This window comes from Ensifer sp. BR816, from assembly GCF_000378985.1.
Taxonomy (GTDB): Bacteria; Pseudomonadota; Alphaproteobacteria; order Rhizobiales; family Rhizobiaceae; genus Sinorhizobium.
In genome coordinates this window covers 3,978,404-3,993,896 of sequence record NZ_KB905370.1, presented here as the reverse complement: position 1 = coordinate 3,993,896, position 15,493 = coordinate 3,978,404, and the positions used below count along the sequence as shown (strand labels likewise).

At 64.9% G+C, this 15,493-nt stretch carries 18 protein-coding genes; 8 read left to right on the top strand and 10 right to left on the bottom strand.

The annotated features are described in order from the left end of the window. Positions 1-85: 85 nt before the first annotated feature. The 4 genes from RHIBR816_RS0119195 to RHIBR816_RS0119180 are packed head-to-tail and all read left to right on the top strand — an operon-like array spanning position 86 to position 4,875. Positions 86-586, top strand: a complete 501-nt coding sequence (locus RHIBR816_RS0119195; RefSeq protein WP_026187192.1) for a tripartite tricarboxylate transporter TctB family protein — start codon at positions 86-88, stop codon at positions 584-586. 34 nt (positions 587-620) lie between these two features. Continuing rightward, on the top strand, positions 621-2,156 hold the full coding sequence (locus tag RHIBR816_RS0119190) for a tripartite tricarboxylate transporter permease (RefSeq protein ID WP_018238207.1): 1,536 nt from the start codon (positions 621-623) through the stop codon (positions 2,154-2,156). A gap of 54 nt (positions 2,157-2,210) precedes the next feature. Then, positions 2,211-3,152, top strand: coding sequence for a sugar phosphate isomerase/epimerase (locus tag RHIBR816_RS0119185; protein WP_018238206.1), 942 nt, complete (start codon positions 2,211-2,213; stop codon positions 3,150-3,152). Positions 3,153-3,156: 4 nt separating this feature from the next. Further along, entirely contained in the window at positions 3,157-4,875 is a 1,719-nt protein-coding gene (locus RHIBR816_RS0119180) for a dihydroxyacetone kinase family protein (protein WP_018238205.1), read from the top strand. A 336-nt stretch (positions 4,876-5,211) separates the two neighbouring features. Here the strand turns inward: RHIBR816_RS0119180 and RHIBR816_RS0119175 are convergent, their stop codons facing one another. The 4 genes from RHIBR816_RS0119175 to RHIBR816_RS0119160 all read right to left on the bottom strand — a co-directional run bounded on the left by RHIBR816_RS0119175 (position 5,212) and on the right by RHIBR816_RS0119160 (position 8,262). Further along, positions 5,212-5,826, bottom strand: coding sequence for an acetyltransferase (locus tag RHIBR816_RS0119175; RefSeq protein ID WP_018238204.1), 615 nt, complete (start codon positions 5,824-5,826; stop codon positions 5,212-5,214). Further along, entirely contained in the window at positions 5,823-6,530 is a 708-nt protein-coding gene (gene phnL, locus RHIBR816_RS0119170) for a phosphonate C-P lyase system protein PhnL (RefSeq protein ID WP_018238203.1), read from the bottom strand. Before phnL ends, RHIBR816_RS0119175 begins: the two co-directional genes overlap by 4 nt. 65 nt (positions 6,531-6,595) lie before the next feature. Beyond that, complete coding sequence (gene phnK / locus RHIBR816_RS0119165) at positions 6,596-7,372, bottom strand: phosphonate C-P lyase system protein PhnK (protein WP_018238202.1); 777 nt, start codon at positions 7,370-7,372, stop codon at positions 6,596-6,598. Then, a complete protein-coding gene (locus RHIBR816_RS0119160; RefSeq protein WP_018238201.1) occupies positions 7,369-8,262 on the bottom strand; it encodes an alpha-D-ribose 1-methylphosphonate 5-phosphate C-P-lyase PhnJ in 894 nt (297 codons plus the stop codon). Before RHIBR816_RS0119160 ends, phnK begins: the two co-directional genes overlap by 4 nt. 44 nt (positions 8,263-8,306) lie before the next feature. On the opposite strand from RHIBR816_RS0119160, the gene RHIBR816_RS0119155 reads away from it, so the two are divergent. Next, the gene (locus RHIBR816_RS0119155; RefSeq protein ID WP_018238200.1) at positions 8,307-8,501 is read left to right on the top strand and encodes a hypothetical protein; all 195 of its coding nucleotides are present in this window, start codon (positions 8,307-8,309) and stop codon (positions 8,499-8,501) included. Between the two features lie 46 nt (positions 8,502-8,547). On the opposite strand, the gene RHIBR816_RS0119150 is transcribed toward RHIBR816_RS0119155, so the two are convergent. The 3 genes from RHIBR816_RS0119150 to phnG are packed head-to-tail and all read right to left on the bottom strand — an operon-like array spanning position 8,548 to position 10,706. Then, a complete protein-coding gene (locus RHIBR816_RS0119150; protein ID WP_018238199.1) occupies positions 8,548-9,627 on the bottom strand; it encodes a carbon-phosphorus lyase complex subunit PhnI in 1,080 nt (359 codons plus the stop codon). 3 nt (positions 9,628-9,630) lie between these two features. After that, positions 9,631-10,239, bottom strand: a complete 609-nt coding sequence (gene phnH / locus RHIBR816_RS0119145; protein WP_018238198.1) for a phosphonate C-P lyase system protein PhnH — start codon at positions 10,237-10,239, stop codon at positions 9,631-9,633. Continuing rightward, the gene (gene phnG / locus RHIBR816_RS0119140; RefSeq protein ID WP_018238197.1) at positions 10,239-10,706 is read right to left on the bottom strand and encodes a phosphonate C-P lyase system protein PhnG; all 468 of its coding nucleotides are present in this window, start codon (positions 10,704-10,706) and stop codon (positions 10,239-10,241) included. The genes phnH and phnG overlap by 1 nt, the downstream gene beginning before the upstream one ends. Positions 10,707-10,799: 93 nt before the next feature. Between phnG and phnF the strand changes: the two genes are divergently transcribed. Further along, positions 10,800-11,537, top strand: a complete 738-nt coding sequence (phnF, locus tag RHIBR816_RS0119135; RefSeq protein WP_026187191.1) for a phosphonate metabolism transcriptional regulator PhnF — start codon at positions 10,800-10,802, stop codon at positions 11,535-11,537. Here phnF and RHIBR816_RS0119130 read toward each other — a convergent pair. Then, positions 11,534-11,833: a DUF1905 domain-containing protein gene (locus tag RHIBR816_RS0119130; protein ID WP_018238195.1), complete on the bottom strand. Its 300-nt coding sequence runs from the start codon at positions 11,831-11,833 to the stop codon at positions 11,534-11,536. The two genes, phnF and RHIBR816_RS0119130, sit on opposite strands and share 4 nt — an antisense overlap. A gap of 129 nt (positions 11,834-11,962) precedes the next feature. On the opposite strand from RHIBR816_RS0119130, the gene RHIBR816_RS0119125 reads away from it, so the two are divergent. Beyond that, positions 11,963-13,357 (top strand): selenium-binding family protein, encoded by a 1,395-nt coding sequence (locus RHIBR816_RS0119125; protein ID WP_018238194.1) that lies wholly within the window; start codon positions 11,963-11,965, stop codon positions 13,355-13,357. A gap of 157 nt (positions 13,358-13,514) precedes the next feature. Continuing rightward, on the top strand, positions 13,515-14,132 hold the full coding sequence (locus RHIBR816_RS0119120) for a hypothetical protein (RefSeq protein ID WP_018238193.1): 618 nt from the start codon (positions 13,515-13,517) through the stop codon (positions 14,130-14,132). 12 nt (positions 14,133-14,144) lie between these two features. On the opposite strand, the gene RHIBR816_RS0119115 is transcribed toward RHIBR816_RS0119120, so the two are convergent. Further along, positions 14,145-14,831 (bottom strand): glutathione S-transferase family protein, encoded by a 687-nt coding sequence (locus RHIBR816_RS0119115; RefSeq protein WP_018238192.1) that lies wholly within the window; start codon positions 14,829-14,831, stop codon positions 14,145-14,147. Positions 14,832-14,879: 48 nt separating this feature from the next. Continuing rightward, the gene (locus tag RHIBR816_RS0119110) at positions 14,880-15,470 is read right to left on the bottom strand and encodes a VOC family protein (RefSeq protein ID WP_018238191.1); all 591 of its coding nucleotides are present in this window, start codon (positions 15,468-15,470) and stop codon (positions 14,880-14,882) included. Between the last annotated feature and the right edge of the window lie 23 nt (positions 15,471-15,493).

Genomic DNA, 15,493 nt, shown 5'->3' with positions numbered 1-15,493 from the left:
GCTCAGGCGGGCGCTCGGTGCTGGAGCGGACATGTTCTTCTATCCCGCTTCAGGCGCCCGCCACCGCTTTGGAAAGGTTACGATCATGAGTGAGAACAGTGCGAATGGGATCTCCCGCTTCGCGGTCGAGCTTGGCGTCGCAGCGCTCACCGCCGCCTTTGGCGCCGCCGTCTGCTACGGCTCGCTCGATATCGGCGCCGGCTGGACCGAGATGGGGCCGGATGCCGGCTATTTCCCCTTCTATATCGGCCTTCTCATCGTCTTCGGCAGCCTGGTCAACATCGCCCAGGCGTTCCTCAAGCACCGCGGCACCGGAGAGATCTTCCTCGATGCCGCGCGCGCCAAGGTGGTCTCCTCCTTCCTGCTGCCGCTCGTTGCCTTCGCCGCCATTGCCGCCTGGCTGGGGCTTTATGTCGGGACGGCGCTCTACATCGCCGCGACGATGCTCTTCCAGGGGCGCTACAAATGGTGGATCGCCCTGCCGGCGGGGCTCGGCGTCTCGCTCGTCTTCTTCGTCGTCTTCGAAATCGGCTTCCAGGTTCCGCTGCTGAAGGGACCGGTCGAGGCCTGGTTCGGGATCTATTGACCCGGGCGAATGCATTGCCTGCGGGAGGAATGACATGGAAAATATCGGTCTTCTGATCGACGGCTTCGGCCACATCCTGAGCTGGAACCACATCCTGTTGATGATGGTGGGCGTGACGCTCGGCATCCTCGTCGGCGTGCTACCGGGGCTCGGAGCACCGAACGGCGTGTCGCTGCTCCTACCGCTCACCTTCTCGATGGACCCGATCTCGGCGATCATCCTCTTGTCCTGCATGTATTGGGGGGCGCTTTTCGGCGGCTCGACGACGTCGATCCTCTTCAACATCCCCGGCGAGCCATCCTCCGTCGCCACCACCTTCGACGGCTATCCGATGGCCAAGGCCGGCCAGGCGAGCCGGGCGCTGACGCTCGCCTTCGTCTCAGCCGGCCTCGGGGCGCTCGCCGGCGTCGTGATGATCACGCTGCTTTCCGGCTGGGTGGCGAATTTCGCGCTCAGGTTTTCCTCGCCCGAATATTTCGCCGTCTATTTCCTCGCTTTTGCGAGCTTCATCTCGATGGGTGCACAGTCGCCCTTCAAGACGCTCGTTTCGATGATGCTCGGCTTTGCGCTCGCATCGATCGGCATGGACACGATCTCCGGCAATCTGCGGCTGACCTTCGACATTCCCGAACTCATCAAGGGCGTCAGCTTCCTGATCGCCGTCATGGGCCTCTTCGGCATCGGCGAACTGCTGCTGACGACGGAGGAGGACCTGCGCTTCGAAGGCATCAAGGCGCGCGTCAAGCTCGCCGAGATCGGCCGCACGCTGATCGAGATCCCGCGCTACTGGCTGACGATCGCCCGCTCGACGATCATCGGCATCTGGATGGGCATCACGCCGGCCGGCCCGACGGCCGCCTCCTTCATGAGCTATGGCGTCCCCCGCCGCTCGGCGCGCGACAAGTCCCTGTTCGGCAAGGGCGATCCGCGTGGCGTCGTGGCGCCGGAGACCGCCGACCATTCGGCCGGCACCTCGGCGCTGCTGCCGATGCTGGCCCTCGGTGTGCCCGGTTCGGCGACCGCCGCAGTGATGATGGGCGGCCTGATGATCTGGGGCCTGACGCCCGGTCCGATGCTCTTCACCGACCGGCCGGATTTCGTCTGGGGCCTGATTGCGTCGATGTATCTCGGCAATGTCGTCGCCGTCTTCCTGGTGATCGCGACGGTGCCACTCTACGCCTCGATCCTGCGCGTGCCCTTCTCGATCATTGGGCCGATCATCGTCGCGGTGATCTTCTCGGGCGCCTATCAGGTCGCGAATTCCGTCTCGGACATCTTCCTGGTGATCGGTTTCGGCCTGCTCGGCTACGTCTTCAAGAAGCTCGAATACCCGCTAGCACCGCTGGTTCTTGCCATGGTGCTCGGCGACAAGGCCGAGGATGCCTTCCGCCAATCGATGCTGATGTCGGGCGGCAGCCTCAATATCTTCTGGTCGAACGGGCTCGTTTCCGCCCTGATGGCGCTCGGCCTGGTGCTGCTTCTCTCGCCGCTTGCCTTCTGGCTGATCGGCAGCCTGCGCCGGCGCCGGCACGACGTCGCTCCGCATGGCGACGGCAACGCGGCGGCCTGATCCGGCCGCTGCCGAAACACCTGATCAAATCTCTCCAATATCGAGGAGCTCGCCATGGCGCCACGCAAATGGAACCGTGACAACTGGCCGATCGCGGCCGCGATGATCCAGTATCCGAACATTCTGCCGGACGGTCGATCCGTGCAGGAGCAGTCGGTCGAGGAATGGGCCGCAACGCTCTACGACGTGGTCGACGCCGGCTTTACCGAGCTCGACCCGACCGACAGCTGGATCCGGCTCGCCGATCTGTCGCGTGATCGGCTGGAAGAATTCGTCGCCCTGACCCGGTCCCTCGGCCTTACCATTCCGGCGATCTCGACCGCGCGGCGCAGCCTGATCGATCCGGAGCGCGGCGAGGAATATCTCGCCTATGGGCACCGGGTCATCGAGACGGCGGCGGCAGTCGGCGCGGGCTCGGTCTCGTTCGGCTTCTTCGGTCCGCTGACCGAGGCGCAGAGACAAGTGCTCTGGTTCTGGACCGTCGATGGCGTGAAGAACCCGGACGACGCGGCGACCTGGAAGACAGCGGTTTCACGGATCCGCGAGCTTGGCCGCCATGCGCAAGAGCTCGGCGTCGAAGTGTCGCTGGAAATGTACGAGGATACCTATCTCGGCACGGCCGACAGCTCGGTGCGCTTTGTGGAGGACGTCGGGCTTCAAAATGTCGGCATCAATGCCGATCTCGGCAACCTCATCCGCCTGCATCGCCCGGTCGAGCATTGGCAGGAGATGATGGCAAAGGTTGCGCCTTTTGCTAAATATTGGCACGTCAAGAACTACAACCGCACGGAGGATGCGGCATCGGGGCTCATCGTCACCCACCCGGCCCCGCTCGAATTTGGCGTCATCAACTACCGGGCGGCGATCCGCATGGCCCTGGCGTACGGATTTGAGAGCCCCTTCCTCTGCGAGCACTACGGCGGTGACGGCCTTTCGGTCAGCGCCGCCAATCGCGATTATCTGAGGCGCATCCTGCCTCGCGAACAGGGACATTGAAGCGATGACGACGATCTTTGACGCTCCGGAAGATTTTGCCACCACCGCGCTCGCCGGTTTCGCCGCGATCTATGCCCGCAACGTCCGCCTGGTGAAGGGCGGCGTGGTGCGCTCTACCAAGGTGCCGAAGGGCAAGGTCGCCGTGGTCATCGGTGGCGGATCCGGCCACTATCCGGCCTTTGCCGGCTATGTCGGCCCGGGTCTGGCGGATGCGGCGGTTGCCGGTGACGTCTTCGCCTCGCCCTCGACGGCCGCCGTCGCACGGGTCTGCCGGCATGCGGACCAGGGCGGCGGCGTTCTGCTCGGCTTCGGCAACTATGCCGGCGACGTGCTGAACTTCGGCGTTGCGGCCGAGCGGCTGCGGGCGGAAGGCATCGACGTGCGCGTCGTGCCGGTGACCGACGACGTGGCAAGCGCTTCGGTGGAAACGCCCGCCAAACGCCGCGGCATTGCTGGCGACCTCGTCGTCTTCAAGATCGCCGGGGCCGCCGCCGAGGCGGGCAAATCGCTCGACGAGGTGGAGCGGCTGGCGCGGCTTGCCAATGACCGCACCGTGTCTTTCGGCGTCGCCTTCGGCGGCTGCACCCTGCCGGGCGCGGCCGGGCCGCTCTTCACCGTTCCGAAAGGACAGATGGCGCTTGGCCTCGGCATCCACGGCGAACCGGGCATCAGCGAGGAGAAGATTTCCACGGCGAGCGATCTCGCGAAGCTTTTTGCCGGCAAGCTGCTTGCCGAGCGCCCGGCCGGCACCAGCAAGGTCGCCGCGGTGCTGAACGGCCTCGGCTCGACCAAGTATGAGGAGCTTTTCGTGCTCTGGACGGCGATCGCCAAGGAACTGGCAGGCGCAGGCCTCGAGGTAGTCGATCCCGAATGCGGCGAATTCGTCACCAGCCTCGACATGCAGGGCTGCTCGCTGACGCTTCTCTGGCTCGACGAGGAGCTGGAAGCGCTGTGGCGCGCGCCCGCCGATGCGCCGGTGCTGCGCAAGGGCACGATCATCGCTGCGGAACCCGCCACGGATGAAATCGTCGATGCCGACGGCCCGCAGACATTCGCAGCTGCGTCGGAAGCATCGGGGGAAAGCGGCAAATGCATCGCCCGGCTGATCGGCAGCATTGCCGCCGCGCTGAAGGAGACGGAGGAAGAACTCGGCCGCATCGATGCCATTGCCGGCGACGGCGACCATGGCCAGGGCATGCGCCGCGGCTCCGCCGCCGCGGTCGGGGCCGCGAAGACGGCGGTTGCTGCAGGTGCCGGGGCAGCGAGCGTGCTGGCCGCGGCGGGCGACGCCTGGGCGGACCGCGCCGGCGGCACCTCCGGCGCGATCTGGGGGCTGGCGCTCAGGTCCTGGAGCAATGCCTTCAGCGATGACGAGACGATCGGCAAAGCGGCGGTCGTCAAGGGGGCGCGGCTGGCGCTCGATGGCGTCACCCGGCTCGGTCGTGCTCGCGTCGGCGACAAGACGCTTGTCGATGCGCTGGTACCGTTCGTCGAGACGCTGGAAAGAGAGGCCGTCGCTGGCAAGCCGCTCGTCGAGGCCTGGAAGGCGGCGGCGAAGGCAGCGCAGGACGCCGCCGAGGCAACATCCAGCCTGACGCCAAAGCTCGGCCGGGCGCGGCCGCTGGCGGAGAAGAGCATCGGCCACCCGGACGCCGGCGCGATCTCGCTGGCGCTGGTGGCGCGGGTGGCCGGTGAGTTTCTGAAGGTGGCGAAGGAGGCTTGAAAAAGACCTCTCCCCAACCCCTCCCCACAGGTGGGAGGGGCTTACCGTGCGGCAACGTCTCCGCACCATGCAACCGCTGTCCTCGACGCGACGGTTGGAAATGGCGAGTGGTTGAACCGGGCGCCATTTCGAACAAATGCAGCGTGCTGAAGGTTCTGCAAATTCTCTAAGAGAAGCGTGTAGGATGTTGACGTCACCTGGTTTCCTCACTCAGCTCCGCCGCAAGTCACCACGGCTCGGGGGTGTATGCGGAGCGTGCCGCAGGTAAGCCCTCCCACCTGTGGGGAGGGGTTGGGGAGGGGTCTTTCTGCGGCGATTGAGGCGCGCCGCCTGCCGTCACCCGTACCGCACCAGAAACTCATCCGCCGTCAGCTCGCGAAAATCATCCAGCGCCCGGCGCAGCTTGGCGTGGTCCCAGTCCCACCAGCCGAGCCGGTCCATCGCCTCGCCGATCTCGGCGGTGAAGCGCTGGCGGATCAGCTTTGCGGGGACGCCGCCGACGATTGTGTAGGGTGCGACATCCTTCGACACGACCGCGCCGGCGCCGATTACGGCGCCGTTGCCGACCGTGACCCCGGGCAGGATCGTCGCGCCATGGCCAATCCAGATGTCATGGCCGATCGTCGCCCGGTTTTGCCGGCGCCAGGCGAAGAGGTCGTGGTCGGGCTCCGCATCATCCCAATACATCGGCGCGCGGTAGGTGAAATGGTGCAGCGTCGCCCGCCAGGTCGGGTGGTTGGTGGCATTGATGCGCACGGCGGCGGCGATGTTGACGAATTTGCCGATCGTCGCGCACCAGATCGAGCCGTCCTGCATGATGTAGGAATAGTCGCCGAACTCGACCTCGTCGAGACGCGAGCGTTCCTGAATTTCCGTGTAGCGTCCGAGCCTCGAATTGGTGACGCTGGCGGTCGGATGGATGAAGGGTTCGAGACCAAGCTTCTGGCTCATGCGGCGTGCTTCCTCGGCGAGAATTCGGAGACGTCGATGATGCGGTCGGCGACGGCATCGCGGACTTCGGCGTCGTGGAAGATGCCGATCAGTGCCGTGCCTTGCGCCTTCTTCTCGGCGATCATCTCGACGACGACTGCGCGGTTCTTCGCATCGAGCGAGGCGGTCGGTTCGTCGAGCAGCAGGATCTTGTGATCGGTGATGAAGCCGCGGGCGATGTTGACGCGCTGCTGCTCACCGCCGGAGAAGGTGGCGGGCGGCAAGACCCAGAGTTCCTTTGGCAGGTTGAGCTTCGAAAGCAGGTCCGCCGCGCGCTCCCTCGCCTCGGCGGCCGCAACCCCGCGCGCCTGCAAAGGTTCGGCGACGATATCGAGGGCGGAGACGCGCGGCACGACGCGCAGGAACTGGCTGACATAGCCGAGCGTGGTGCGGCGCACTTCGAGCACGGTGCGTGGCTCTGCACTCGCGAGGTTCACGAGCCGGCCGTCGTGCTCCATCAGGATCTGGCCTTCGTCGACGCCGTAATTGCCGTAGAGCATCTTGAGGATCGAGCTCTTGCCGACCCCGGAAGGGCCGCCGAGCACGACGCATTCGCCGGCCTTCACCGCGAAGGAGACATTCGCGGCGACCGGCAGGCGGACGCCGTCACGCAAGTGCATGGTGAAGCTCTTGGCGACTTCTGAAACGACGAGAGGGGTTCCCATGTGTCCTACTTTCCTTTGCGCATGATCTTGTCCGAAAACCGGAAACCACTTTTCGGGATCATGCGTCACACCTGCAAAATCGAGGAAACGAGGAGCTGCGTATATGGCTCGCGCGGGTCGTCGAGCACCCGGTCGGTCAGCCCCTGCTCGATGACGGCTCCGTCCTTCATCACCATCATCCGGTGCGACAGAAGCCGGGCGACGGCGAGGTCGTGGGTGACGATGATCGCCGCCAGCCCTAGGTCGTGGACGAGGCCGCGCACCAGATCGAGGAGGCGCGCCTGCACCGAGACGTCGAGACCGCCGGTCGGCTCGTCCATGAAGACGAGGCGCGGCGAGGTGACGAGGTTGCGGGCGATCTGCAGGCGCTGGCGCATGCCGCCGGAGAAAGCGCGCGGCTGGTCGTCGATCCGGTCCTCGCCGATCTCGACGCGCCTCAGCCAGTCGTTGGCGCTCGCGCGGATATTGCCGTAGTGCCGGTCGCCAACCGCCATCAGTCGCTCGCCGACATTGGCGCCGGCCGACACTGTCATCCTGAGCCCATCGGCCGGGTTCTGGTGGACGAAGCCCCAGTCGGTGCGCATCAGAAAGCGCCGCTCGGCCTCGCCCATATGGGCCAGATCGCGGTATTGTCCGTCGCGCATGTGGTATTCGATGATGCCAGAGCTCGGCATCAGCCGGGTCGACAGGCAGGACAGAAGCGTCGTCTTGCCGGAGCCGGATTCGCCGACGACGGCGAGCACTTCGCCGGGATAGAGCTCGAAGGAGACGTTGCGGCAGCCGATGCGGCTTCCGTAGAACTTCGAGACGTCCTTGACTTTGAGAAGCGGCACGGCACTCATTCTGCGGGCTCCTTGCGTTCGCGATGAGGCTGAGCGAGCATGGCGCCGACGTGGCCATTCGCTTGCCGATCCTCGCAATGGTCGGTGTCGGAGCAGACGAACATCCGTCCGCCCTTGTCGTCGAGCACGACCTCGTCGAGATAGACATTTTCGGCACCGCAGAGCGCGCAAGGCTTGTCGAATTTCTGGATCTCGAAGGGGTGGTCCTCGAAATCGAGGCTGGCGACTTCCGTATAAGGCGGCACCGCATAGATGCGCTTCTCGCGGCCGGCGCCGAAGAGCTGCAGCGCTTCCGACATGTGCATCTTCGGATTGTCGAATTTCGGCGTCGGCGACGGGTCCATGACGTAGCGTCCCTCGACCTTGACCGGATAGGCATAGGTGGTGGCGATGTGGCCGTTGCGAGCGATGTCCTCGTAGAGCTTCACATGCATGAGGCCGTATTCTTCCAGCGCGTGCATCTTGCGCGTCTCGGTCTCGCGTGGCTCCAGGAAGCGCAACGGTTCCGGGATTGGTACCTGGCAGACGAGCGTCTGGCCCGCATTCAGCGGTTCCTCGGGAATGCGGTGGCGCGTCTGGATGATCGTCGCCTCCGCCGTCTTGGTGGTGACCGCGACATTGGCGACCTTCTGGAAGAAGGCGCGGATCGAGACGGCGTTGGTCGTATCGTCGGCGCCCTGGTCGATGACCTTCAGCACGTCATCGGGGCCGAGGATCGAGGCGGTGACCTGGACGCCGCCGGTGCCCCAGCCATAGGGCATCGGCATTTCCCGCGAGGCAAAGGGCACCTGGTAGCCGGGAATGGCGATTGCCTTCAGGATCGCCCGGCGGATCATCCGCTTTGTCTGCTCGTCGAGATAGGCGAAATTATAGGTGGCAAGGTTGTTCATCGCCAATTACCCTTGAGTGTGTCGACCGCTGATGGGGCCAGGATTTGAGCGAGATTTTCGTCTGGGTGGTTGGAATCTTCGTGGTGTGTTCCGCGGTCGCCGGCCTGTTCGGCATTGCCCGCCGGCCGAGGCGCGAACCGGACAGCAAGGCGCGCAAGAACGACGGCGGCGGTGACGCCGGTGTCGTCTATGCCGGTGACGGTGGCGATTGCGGCGGTGGGGATGGCGGCGGCGACTGAACCGCTAAGACTGGATGCAAACCCGATCATTCGGCCTTACCCCTTTTCAACGTGCCATCGATTGCCGCAAGCTGTCGTGGCGCATGCGCCGCACCAGGTCGAGTTCGGCCTGGAAGTCGACATAGTGCGGCAGTTTTAGGTGCTCGACGAAGCCGGTCGCCTGGACGTTGTCGGCATGCGAGATGACGAATTCCTGGTCCTGCGCGGGGGCGACGATGTCCTCGCTGAACTCGTCGGTTCGGAGCGCCCGGTCGACGAGCGACATGGACATGGCCTTGCGCTCGCTCTGGCCGAAGACGAGACCATAGCCGCGGGTGAACTGCGGCGGCTGCTTCGCCGAGCCCTTGAACTGGTTGACCATCTGGCATTCGGTGACGCGGATGGTGCCTAGCGAGACGGCGAAGCCCAACTCAGGCAGATCGAGCTCAACCTCCACTTCGCCGATCCGCACCTCGCCGACGAAGGGATGGGTGCGGCCATAGCCGCGTTGGGTGGAATAGGCGAGCGCCAAGAGAAAGCCTTCGTCGCCGCGGGCGAGCGCCTGCAGGCGCAGATCGCGCGGCATCGGGAATTCCATCGGCTCACGCGTCAGGTCGCCCGCCACATGGCCATCGGGCATCTGGCCGTCGCCTTCGATCAGGCCTTCGCCGTCGAGAATGTCCGAGACGCGCATGACCTGTTCGCCCGGTTCCTTCACGGCTGGCGCCGCGACTGGCTCGTCGCCGATGAGCGACGGATCGAGCAGGCGGTGGGTATAGTCGAAAGTGGGGCCGAGAAGCTGGCCGCCGGGCAGGTCCTTGTAGGTGGCGGAGACGCGCCGCTCGACCAGCATGCCGGCGGTGTCGACCGGCTCGGAATAGCCGAAGCGGGGGAGCGTGGTGCGGTAGGCGCGCAGGATGAAGATCGCCTCGATCATGTCGCCGCGCGCCTGGCGCACGGCGAGCGCCGCGAGCGAACGGTCGTAGAGCGAGGCTTCGGCCATGACGCGATCGACGGCAAGGCCGAGCTGTTCGACCACTTGCTCAATGGTGATCGCGGGCAGCGAGCGGTCGCCGCGGCGGCGGTCGGCTAGCAGGCGGTGGGCGTTGGCAATGGCGGCTTCCCCGCCTTTCACGGCAACATACATGGATCAGAACTCCTTCGCCGAGAGCTTCGTCGTGCGCGGCAGGCAGAGAACCGCGTCGCCCGCCGTCAGCACCAGGTCGATGCCGCGCGGAAAGACCGCCCGGTTGGCCACCCAGAAGTCGAGAAAGACGTCCGGCAGGCCGATCGGGGCGACAACGGTCTCCGTCTTGATGCCCGGCCCGCGGGCGACAAGCGGCTGACCGCCGGTCAGTCCCTCGACCTCGACGACCAGCGTCGTCGAGCGGTCGGGATATTCCTGGGTGCCGAGGGCGAACTGATCGAAGCCCGGCACCGCGGCCCCCTTCTCAACGAAGGCGAAACGCGCCTCGTCCTTGGCTTCTGTCACGCATGCGCCCGTGTGGAAGGCGATCCATTGCGGCACGGCGGACTTGGCGAGCGCCGGCGAGAGCCAGACCGGGGTGTCGTGGTCGCAGAGCGTCAGCGCCACCGCGCCGCTGGCGTTGCCAAGCGGCGAGGGCGGTGAAGCCGAAGCCGAAAGGCGGCCGATCGTGCCCGGCCGAGCGAAGCAGTCCATCAACGTGCGGAACACGGATTGCGCCGCGAAGACCGGGTCGGCGAAGGCGCCGGCGTAGATTTGCGTTTGCGCGCTCATCAATCCTCTCCCCGGACCATGGTGAAGAAATCGACGCGGGTCGCCGCCGTCTCCTCGGCCTTCTGTCGGTCCTCAGCCTCGAGGCGGGCGGCGATCAGCCGGTGCAGCGCTTCGATCGCCGGACGGTGCGCAGCGTTCTGGAAGAGGGCGTCGAAGACCGCCGCGTAGCGTGCGCGCTCCTTGTCGGTGCCGAGCATCTGCCCGTGACCCACCTCGCCGGTCGAGAGCCGGACGGTGGCACGCGACACTGTCGCCTCGCCGAGATTGAAGGGATCGCCGCCGCCGCCGATGCGGCCGCGCACCATGACGAGTCCCGTCTCCGGACCGCGGACCGGCGCCACGTCCGGCTTGTCGGCAATCGCCTCCCAGGCGGCGGCAAGCTCCGCGAGCGTGGCGCGCGCCAGAAGTCGCATGCCTTCCTTGCGATCGATCGCCGGTGGGGCTTCAAGTCTCTGTTTCGCATCCATTCGCTTCACCTAAATGTCTATTGATCTAGACAACTATACATCTTATACCATTCCCTAGCGGTCGGATATGACAGGCTTGTGACGGTGGCAAAAATGGCAGTGAGAAAGATGGTGGAGCGGCAGACCGGCGTGGCGCTCTGGCGGCAGATCGCCGACCGCATACGGCTGGCAATCAGCAATGGCGATTACGACGCGACCGGCATGGTGCCGCCGGAGACGGCGCTGGCACAGGAGTTCGGCGTCAACCGCCATACGGTGCGCAGCGCGCTCGCGGCGCTTGCCGACGAAGGGCTGGTGCGCGCCGTGCAGGGGCGCGGCACGCTGATCGAACGCAAGGAGCGGGTCACCTATCCGATCTCTCGCCGCACCCGCTTTTCTCAAGGGCTTGGCCGGCAGGTCAAGGAAATCGGCACGCGGCTCCTCGCTCACGGTCGAGTGCCGGCGAGCGGCGAGATTGCCGCGGCGCTTGGCCTTTCCGCCGGCGCGGCGCTTATCGAGCTCAACACCGTCAGCAGCGGCGACGGCCGGCCGCTCTCGGTGTCGGTCAGTTATTTTCCTGCGGATCGTTTTCCGCGGATGGCCGAGGAGTATGGGCGTCTTGGTTCCGTCACCAAGGCCTTCGCCGCGCAGGGCCTGAACGACTATATTCGCGCCTCGACGGAGATCGTCGCGCGACATGCCGATGCGGAGGAACTGGCACTGCTCCAGCTTTCACCCGGGGCGATCGTGCTTGAGGCTCGCTCTGTCAACGCCGATCTCGATGGCCGGCCGGTCGAATATGCGCGGACGCGCTTTGCCGCCGACCGGATGAAGCTTCGGATAGAAACTTAGCCGCCGTCCAGCGACAGCTTGACCCGGATCGTCTGGCCGGCGGCCAAATTCTCTTTTTGCCGAACCTCTGACTTCACCGGCAGGAGAAATGAACCCGCGGCCTTGTCCGGGAAGATCGACGTCATCCACTCCGTCTCTCCCGTCCGCACTTTAACAGCCTCACTGCGCCAGCCGCGCGCTCTCGGCGCAGCCAGGAACTTGATTTGCTCGGCAACATGTGCCGGCAGCGTGACGAAATGCCAGCCGCCCTTGCCCGGATAGAGCCAGAGCTCCGCGTCGAATTCGAATTCGCCCATCTGTCTCCGTTACCTTGGCCGCCGTTCCCTTAAATAAGGCAAAGACGCCGCATTTCCGACGCCTTTCTGCCGCATCCATTAACGCTTGCATCTGGATCCACGCATTGTCTTCCCTGGGGGAGAAACGAAATGGCGACGTGGCGACCCGATCCTTCCTTCTATCCATCCCCGCGCATGGCGGCAAAGGCGCCGAAAGAGACGCTTGCCTATGTGGCGGCCTTCGACCCGGACCGGCAGCGGCCGGACGCAATCGCCGTCGTCGACGTCGATCCGGCGTCGTCGAGCTATTCTCAGATCGTCGGGCAGGTGGACATGCCGAATGTCGGCGACGAGCTTCACCATTTCGGCTGGAATGCCTGCTCCTCCTGCCTGTGTCCGAATGCGCCGCATCCACATGTCGAGCGCCGGTATCTGGTCGTTCCGGGCTTGAGGTCATCGCGGCTGCATATCATCGACACGAAACCCGATCCGCGGAAGCCCGAGATCGTCCGCGTCATCGAGCCCGAGGAAGTCGCCGAACGGGCCAACTATTCGCGGCTGCACACGATCCATTGCGGGCCGGAAGGCATCTATGTCAATGCTCTGGCCGACCGTGACGGCAAGGCGCCGGGCGGCATCTTCCTGCTCGACCACGATAGTTTCGACGTGCTCGGCCAGTGGGAGATGGATCGCGGGCCGCAGAAGCTGGCCTATGACTTCTGGTGGCATCTCGGCCACGACACGATGATCACCAGCGAATGGGGGACCCCCGACACCTTCGAGAACGGGCTCGTTCCGGAAGTGCTGCTCGGCTCGCAATATGGCCGCAGGCTGCATTTCTGGGACCTGCATACGCGCAAGCATCTGCAGGAGATCGATTTCGGCGAAGAGCACCAACTCGTCTTCGAATTGCGCCCGGCCCATGATCCGACCAAGGCCTATGGCTTTGTCGGCTGCGTCATCAGCCTCAAGAATCTCTCCGCATCGATATGGACCTGGTATCGCGAAGACAACCGGTGGGCGGTGAAGAAAGTGATCGAAATCCCGGCGGAGCCAGCCGATCCCGACCTCCTGCCACCGGTGCTCAAGGGCTTCAATGCGGTCGCACCATTGGTGACCGACATCGATCTCTCGATGGACGATCGCTTCCTCTATGTCTCCTGCTGGGGCACCGGCGACATGATCCAGTACGACGTTTCCGATCCGCTCGCGCCGAAGGAGACAGGACGGGTGCGGATCGGCGGCATCGTCGCACGCGCGACCCATCCGAAGGCATCGAATGGGCGCTTGAACGGCGGACCGCAGATGGTGGAAATCAGCCGCGACGGCAAGCGCGTCTATTTCACCAACTCGCTCTACGGCGCCATCGATCCGCAATTCTATCCGGACGGCATCGACGGCTGGATGGTGAAGCTCGACGTGGGCGACAATGGCGGCATTGCCTTCGACGAGACGTTTTTCGTCGACTGGCCGAAGGGTCATCTCCCGCATCAGGTTAGGCTTGAGGGCGGCGACTGCTCTTCGGATTCCTACTGCTATCCTTGAGGAGACGGCGGGCGATGCGAGGCAGGCGGCGCCCCTCATCCGGCCTGCCGGCCGCCTTCTCCCCCCAGGCGGGGAGAGGGCCAGGGTGAGGGGCCGTCGCGACTGTTCAGAGGCCGAGTATGAACTTCAGGGAGTGTGGCGCTGTGCGGTCTGGCAAATGACGAACCTGTGGCCGTGGCTCTCGCTCGCCGGTCTCGGCGCCTTTCACGGTGCCAACCCGGCGATGGGCTGGCTTTTCGCCGTAGCGCTCGGGCTGCATCGACAAAGCGCCCGTACCGTCTGGCTGTCCCTCGTGCCGATCGCGCTCGGTCATGCCGTTTCCATCGCGACCGTGCTGGCCGTGGTAGTGGCCTTCGAGGCGGTCATGGACTTGCGCGGCCTGCAACTTGTCGCCGCCGCCTTCATTCTGGCTTTCGCCGCCTATCTTGCGATCTACGGACACCGCCACCGCGTCAGGGTCGGCATGCGCGCCGGCATGGCCGCACTTGCGGGTTGGTCCTTCCTGATGGCGACGAGCCACGGCGCGGGACTGATGCTGGTGCCCTCGGTCTTGAGCCTTTGCCTCGCCGATCAAGGCGGAATGGCCGGCTCGCTGCCAATCTCGCTTGCGGCCGTTGCCGTCCATACAGGTGCCATGCTCGCAGTGATCGCGGCAATCGCGCTCGCCGTCTTTAGCTGGCTCGGGCTTGCTGGCCTGCGCTCCGCGTGGATCAATTTCGATCGGCTCTGGATCCTGGCGCTCGGTGCGACCGGCATCATCCTGATCGTCTGGTGACGCGCGTTCCCCCTACAACGACTTCACGTAATCTATATAGCCGCGGACATCGGCGGCCGGCTCGCTATAGGCGTCGCCGAGCGACTTCTCCATTTCCGCGACATAGGTCTTGGCCCACTCGGGCAAGGCGTAATCGATCGCCGCCAGGAACTCGAGCGTCGAGGCAAGCCTGATATCCGCGATCGATGGCCTGTCGCCGCCGATGAACGGCCTGTCGCCCATATAGAAGGCGCGGAAGACCTCGAGCGGTTCGGCGAGCGCCTCCGCTGCGGCCCCGCGTGCCCGTTCCTTGGTTTCGGCATCCGCGTCGCTGAAGCCGACTTCGCCCGGATATTGCGGGAAGTTGAGAGCCGGGTAGGTGGCGCGGGCGAGATAGGGATAGAAGGTGCCGATCAGGTAGAACATGGCGCTATCGATCATCGCGCGCGCTTCGGGGTCCTTCGGATAGAACTGGTCGAGCCCGTGTTTGTTGCACAGGTATTGCATGATCGCGCAGCTTTCCCAGAGCGCGCCCTTGGGCAGGTCCGCCGTTTCGATCATCGGCGTCAGGTGCGACGGCGCCCGCGCCAGATATTCGGCGGAGCGCGTCTGCCCGTAGACGTCATGCTCGGCAAAATCGAGTTTTGCCGCCCTCAGAAACACGCGCACCGTCATGTTGTTGACGCTGGGCTTGATCACGTTGAGCTTTATCGTTCCCATCTGGCTTCCTCCCTTTGCTTCGCTAGATTGCGTCAGTCACTGCTGCGGTCATGATGATCCGTATGGGTCTTTCGGCGCGCGGTCCGCCGACAGCGTCGGCCGCGCCCCTTCGACCAACGCCTCGATCGCATCGGCGAGATGCACTTCGGCGATGGCGTAGTCGCCGCGCGCAAGCCTGATGTTGTGCGCCTCCATCAGCACGTCGGCATGGGTGTGGCCGGTCGGCGGCTCGAAGCGGTAGGAGGCAAGCTCGACCAGCAGCCCGAGCGGGTCTTCGAAATAGATCGAATCCATGAAGCCGCGATCCTTGACGCCACTGTGCCGGATGTTGCGCTCATTGAGGCGCTCGACCGCCTGCTGGAACGTCGCGCGCGACACAGCGAAGGCGATGTGGTGGACGCAGCCGATATCCGTCGAGGTGCGCTTCGGATCAGGCTTGCGGGTTTCGTCGGTGAAGACAGTGATCAGCCGCCCGTCGCCCGGGTCGAAATAGAGGTGGCTTTCCGACGCCCGGTCGAGGTTCGGCTGCTCGAAGATGAAGGGCATGCCGAGAATGCCCTCCCAGAAGTCGATCGATGTCTGCCGGTCGGCGCCGACAAGCGTAATGTGATGGACCCCCTGCGATTGAAGCTTCCGCATTGCCGGCCTCCCATTTTCAATCA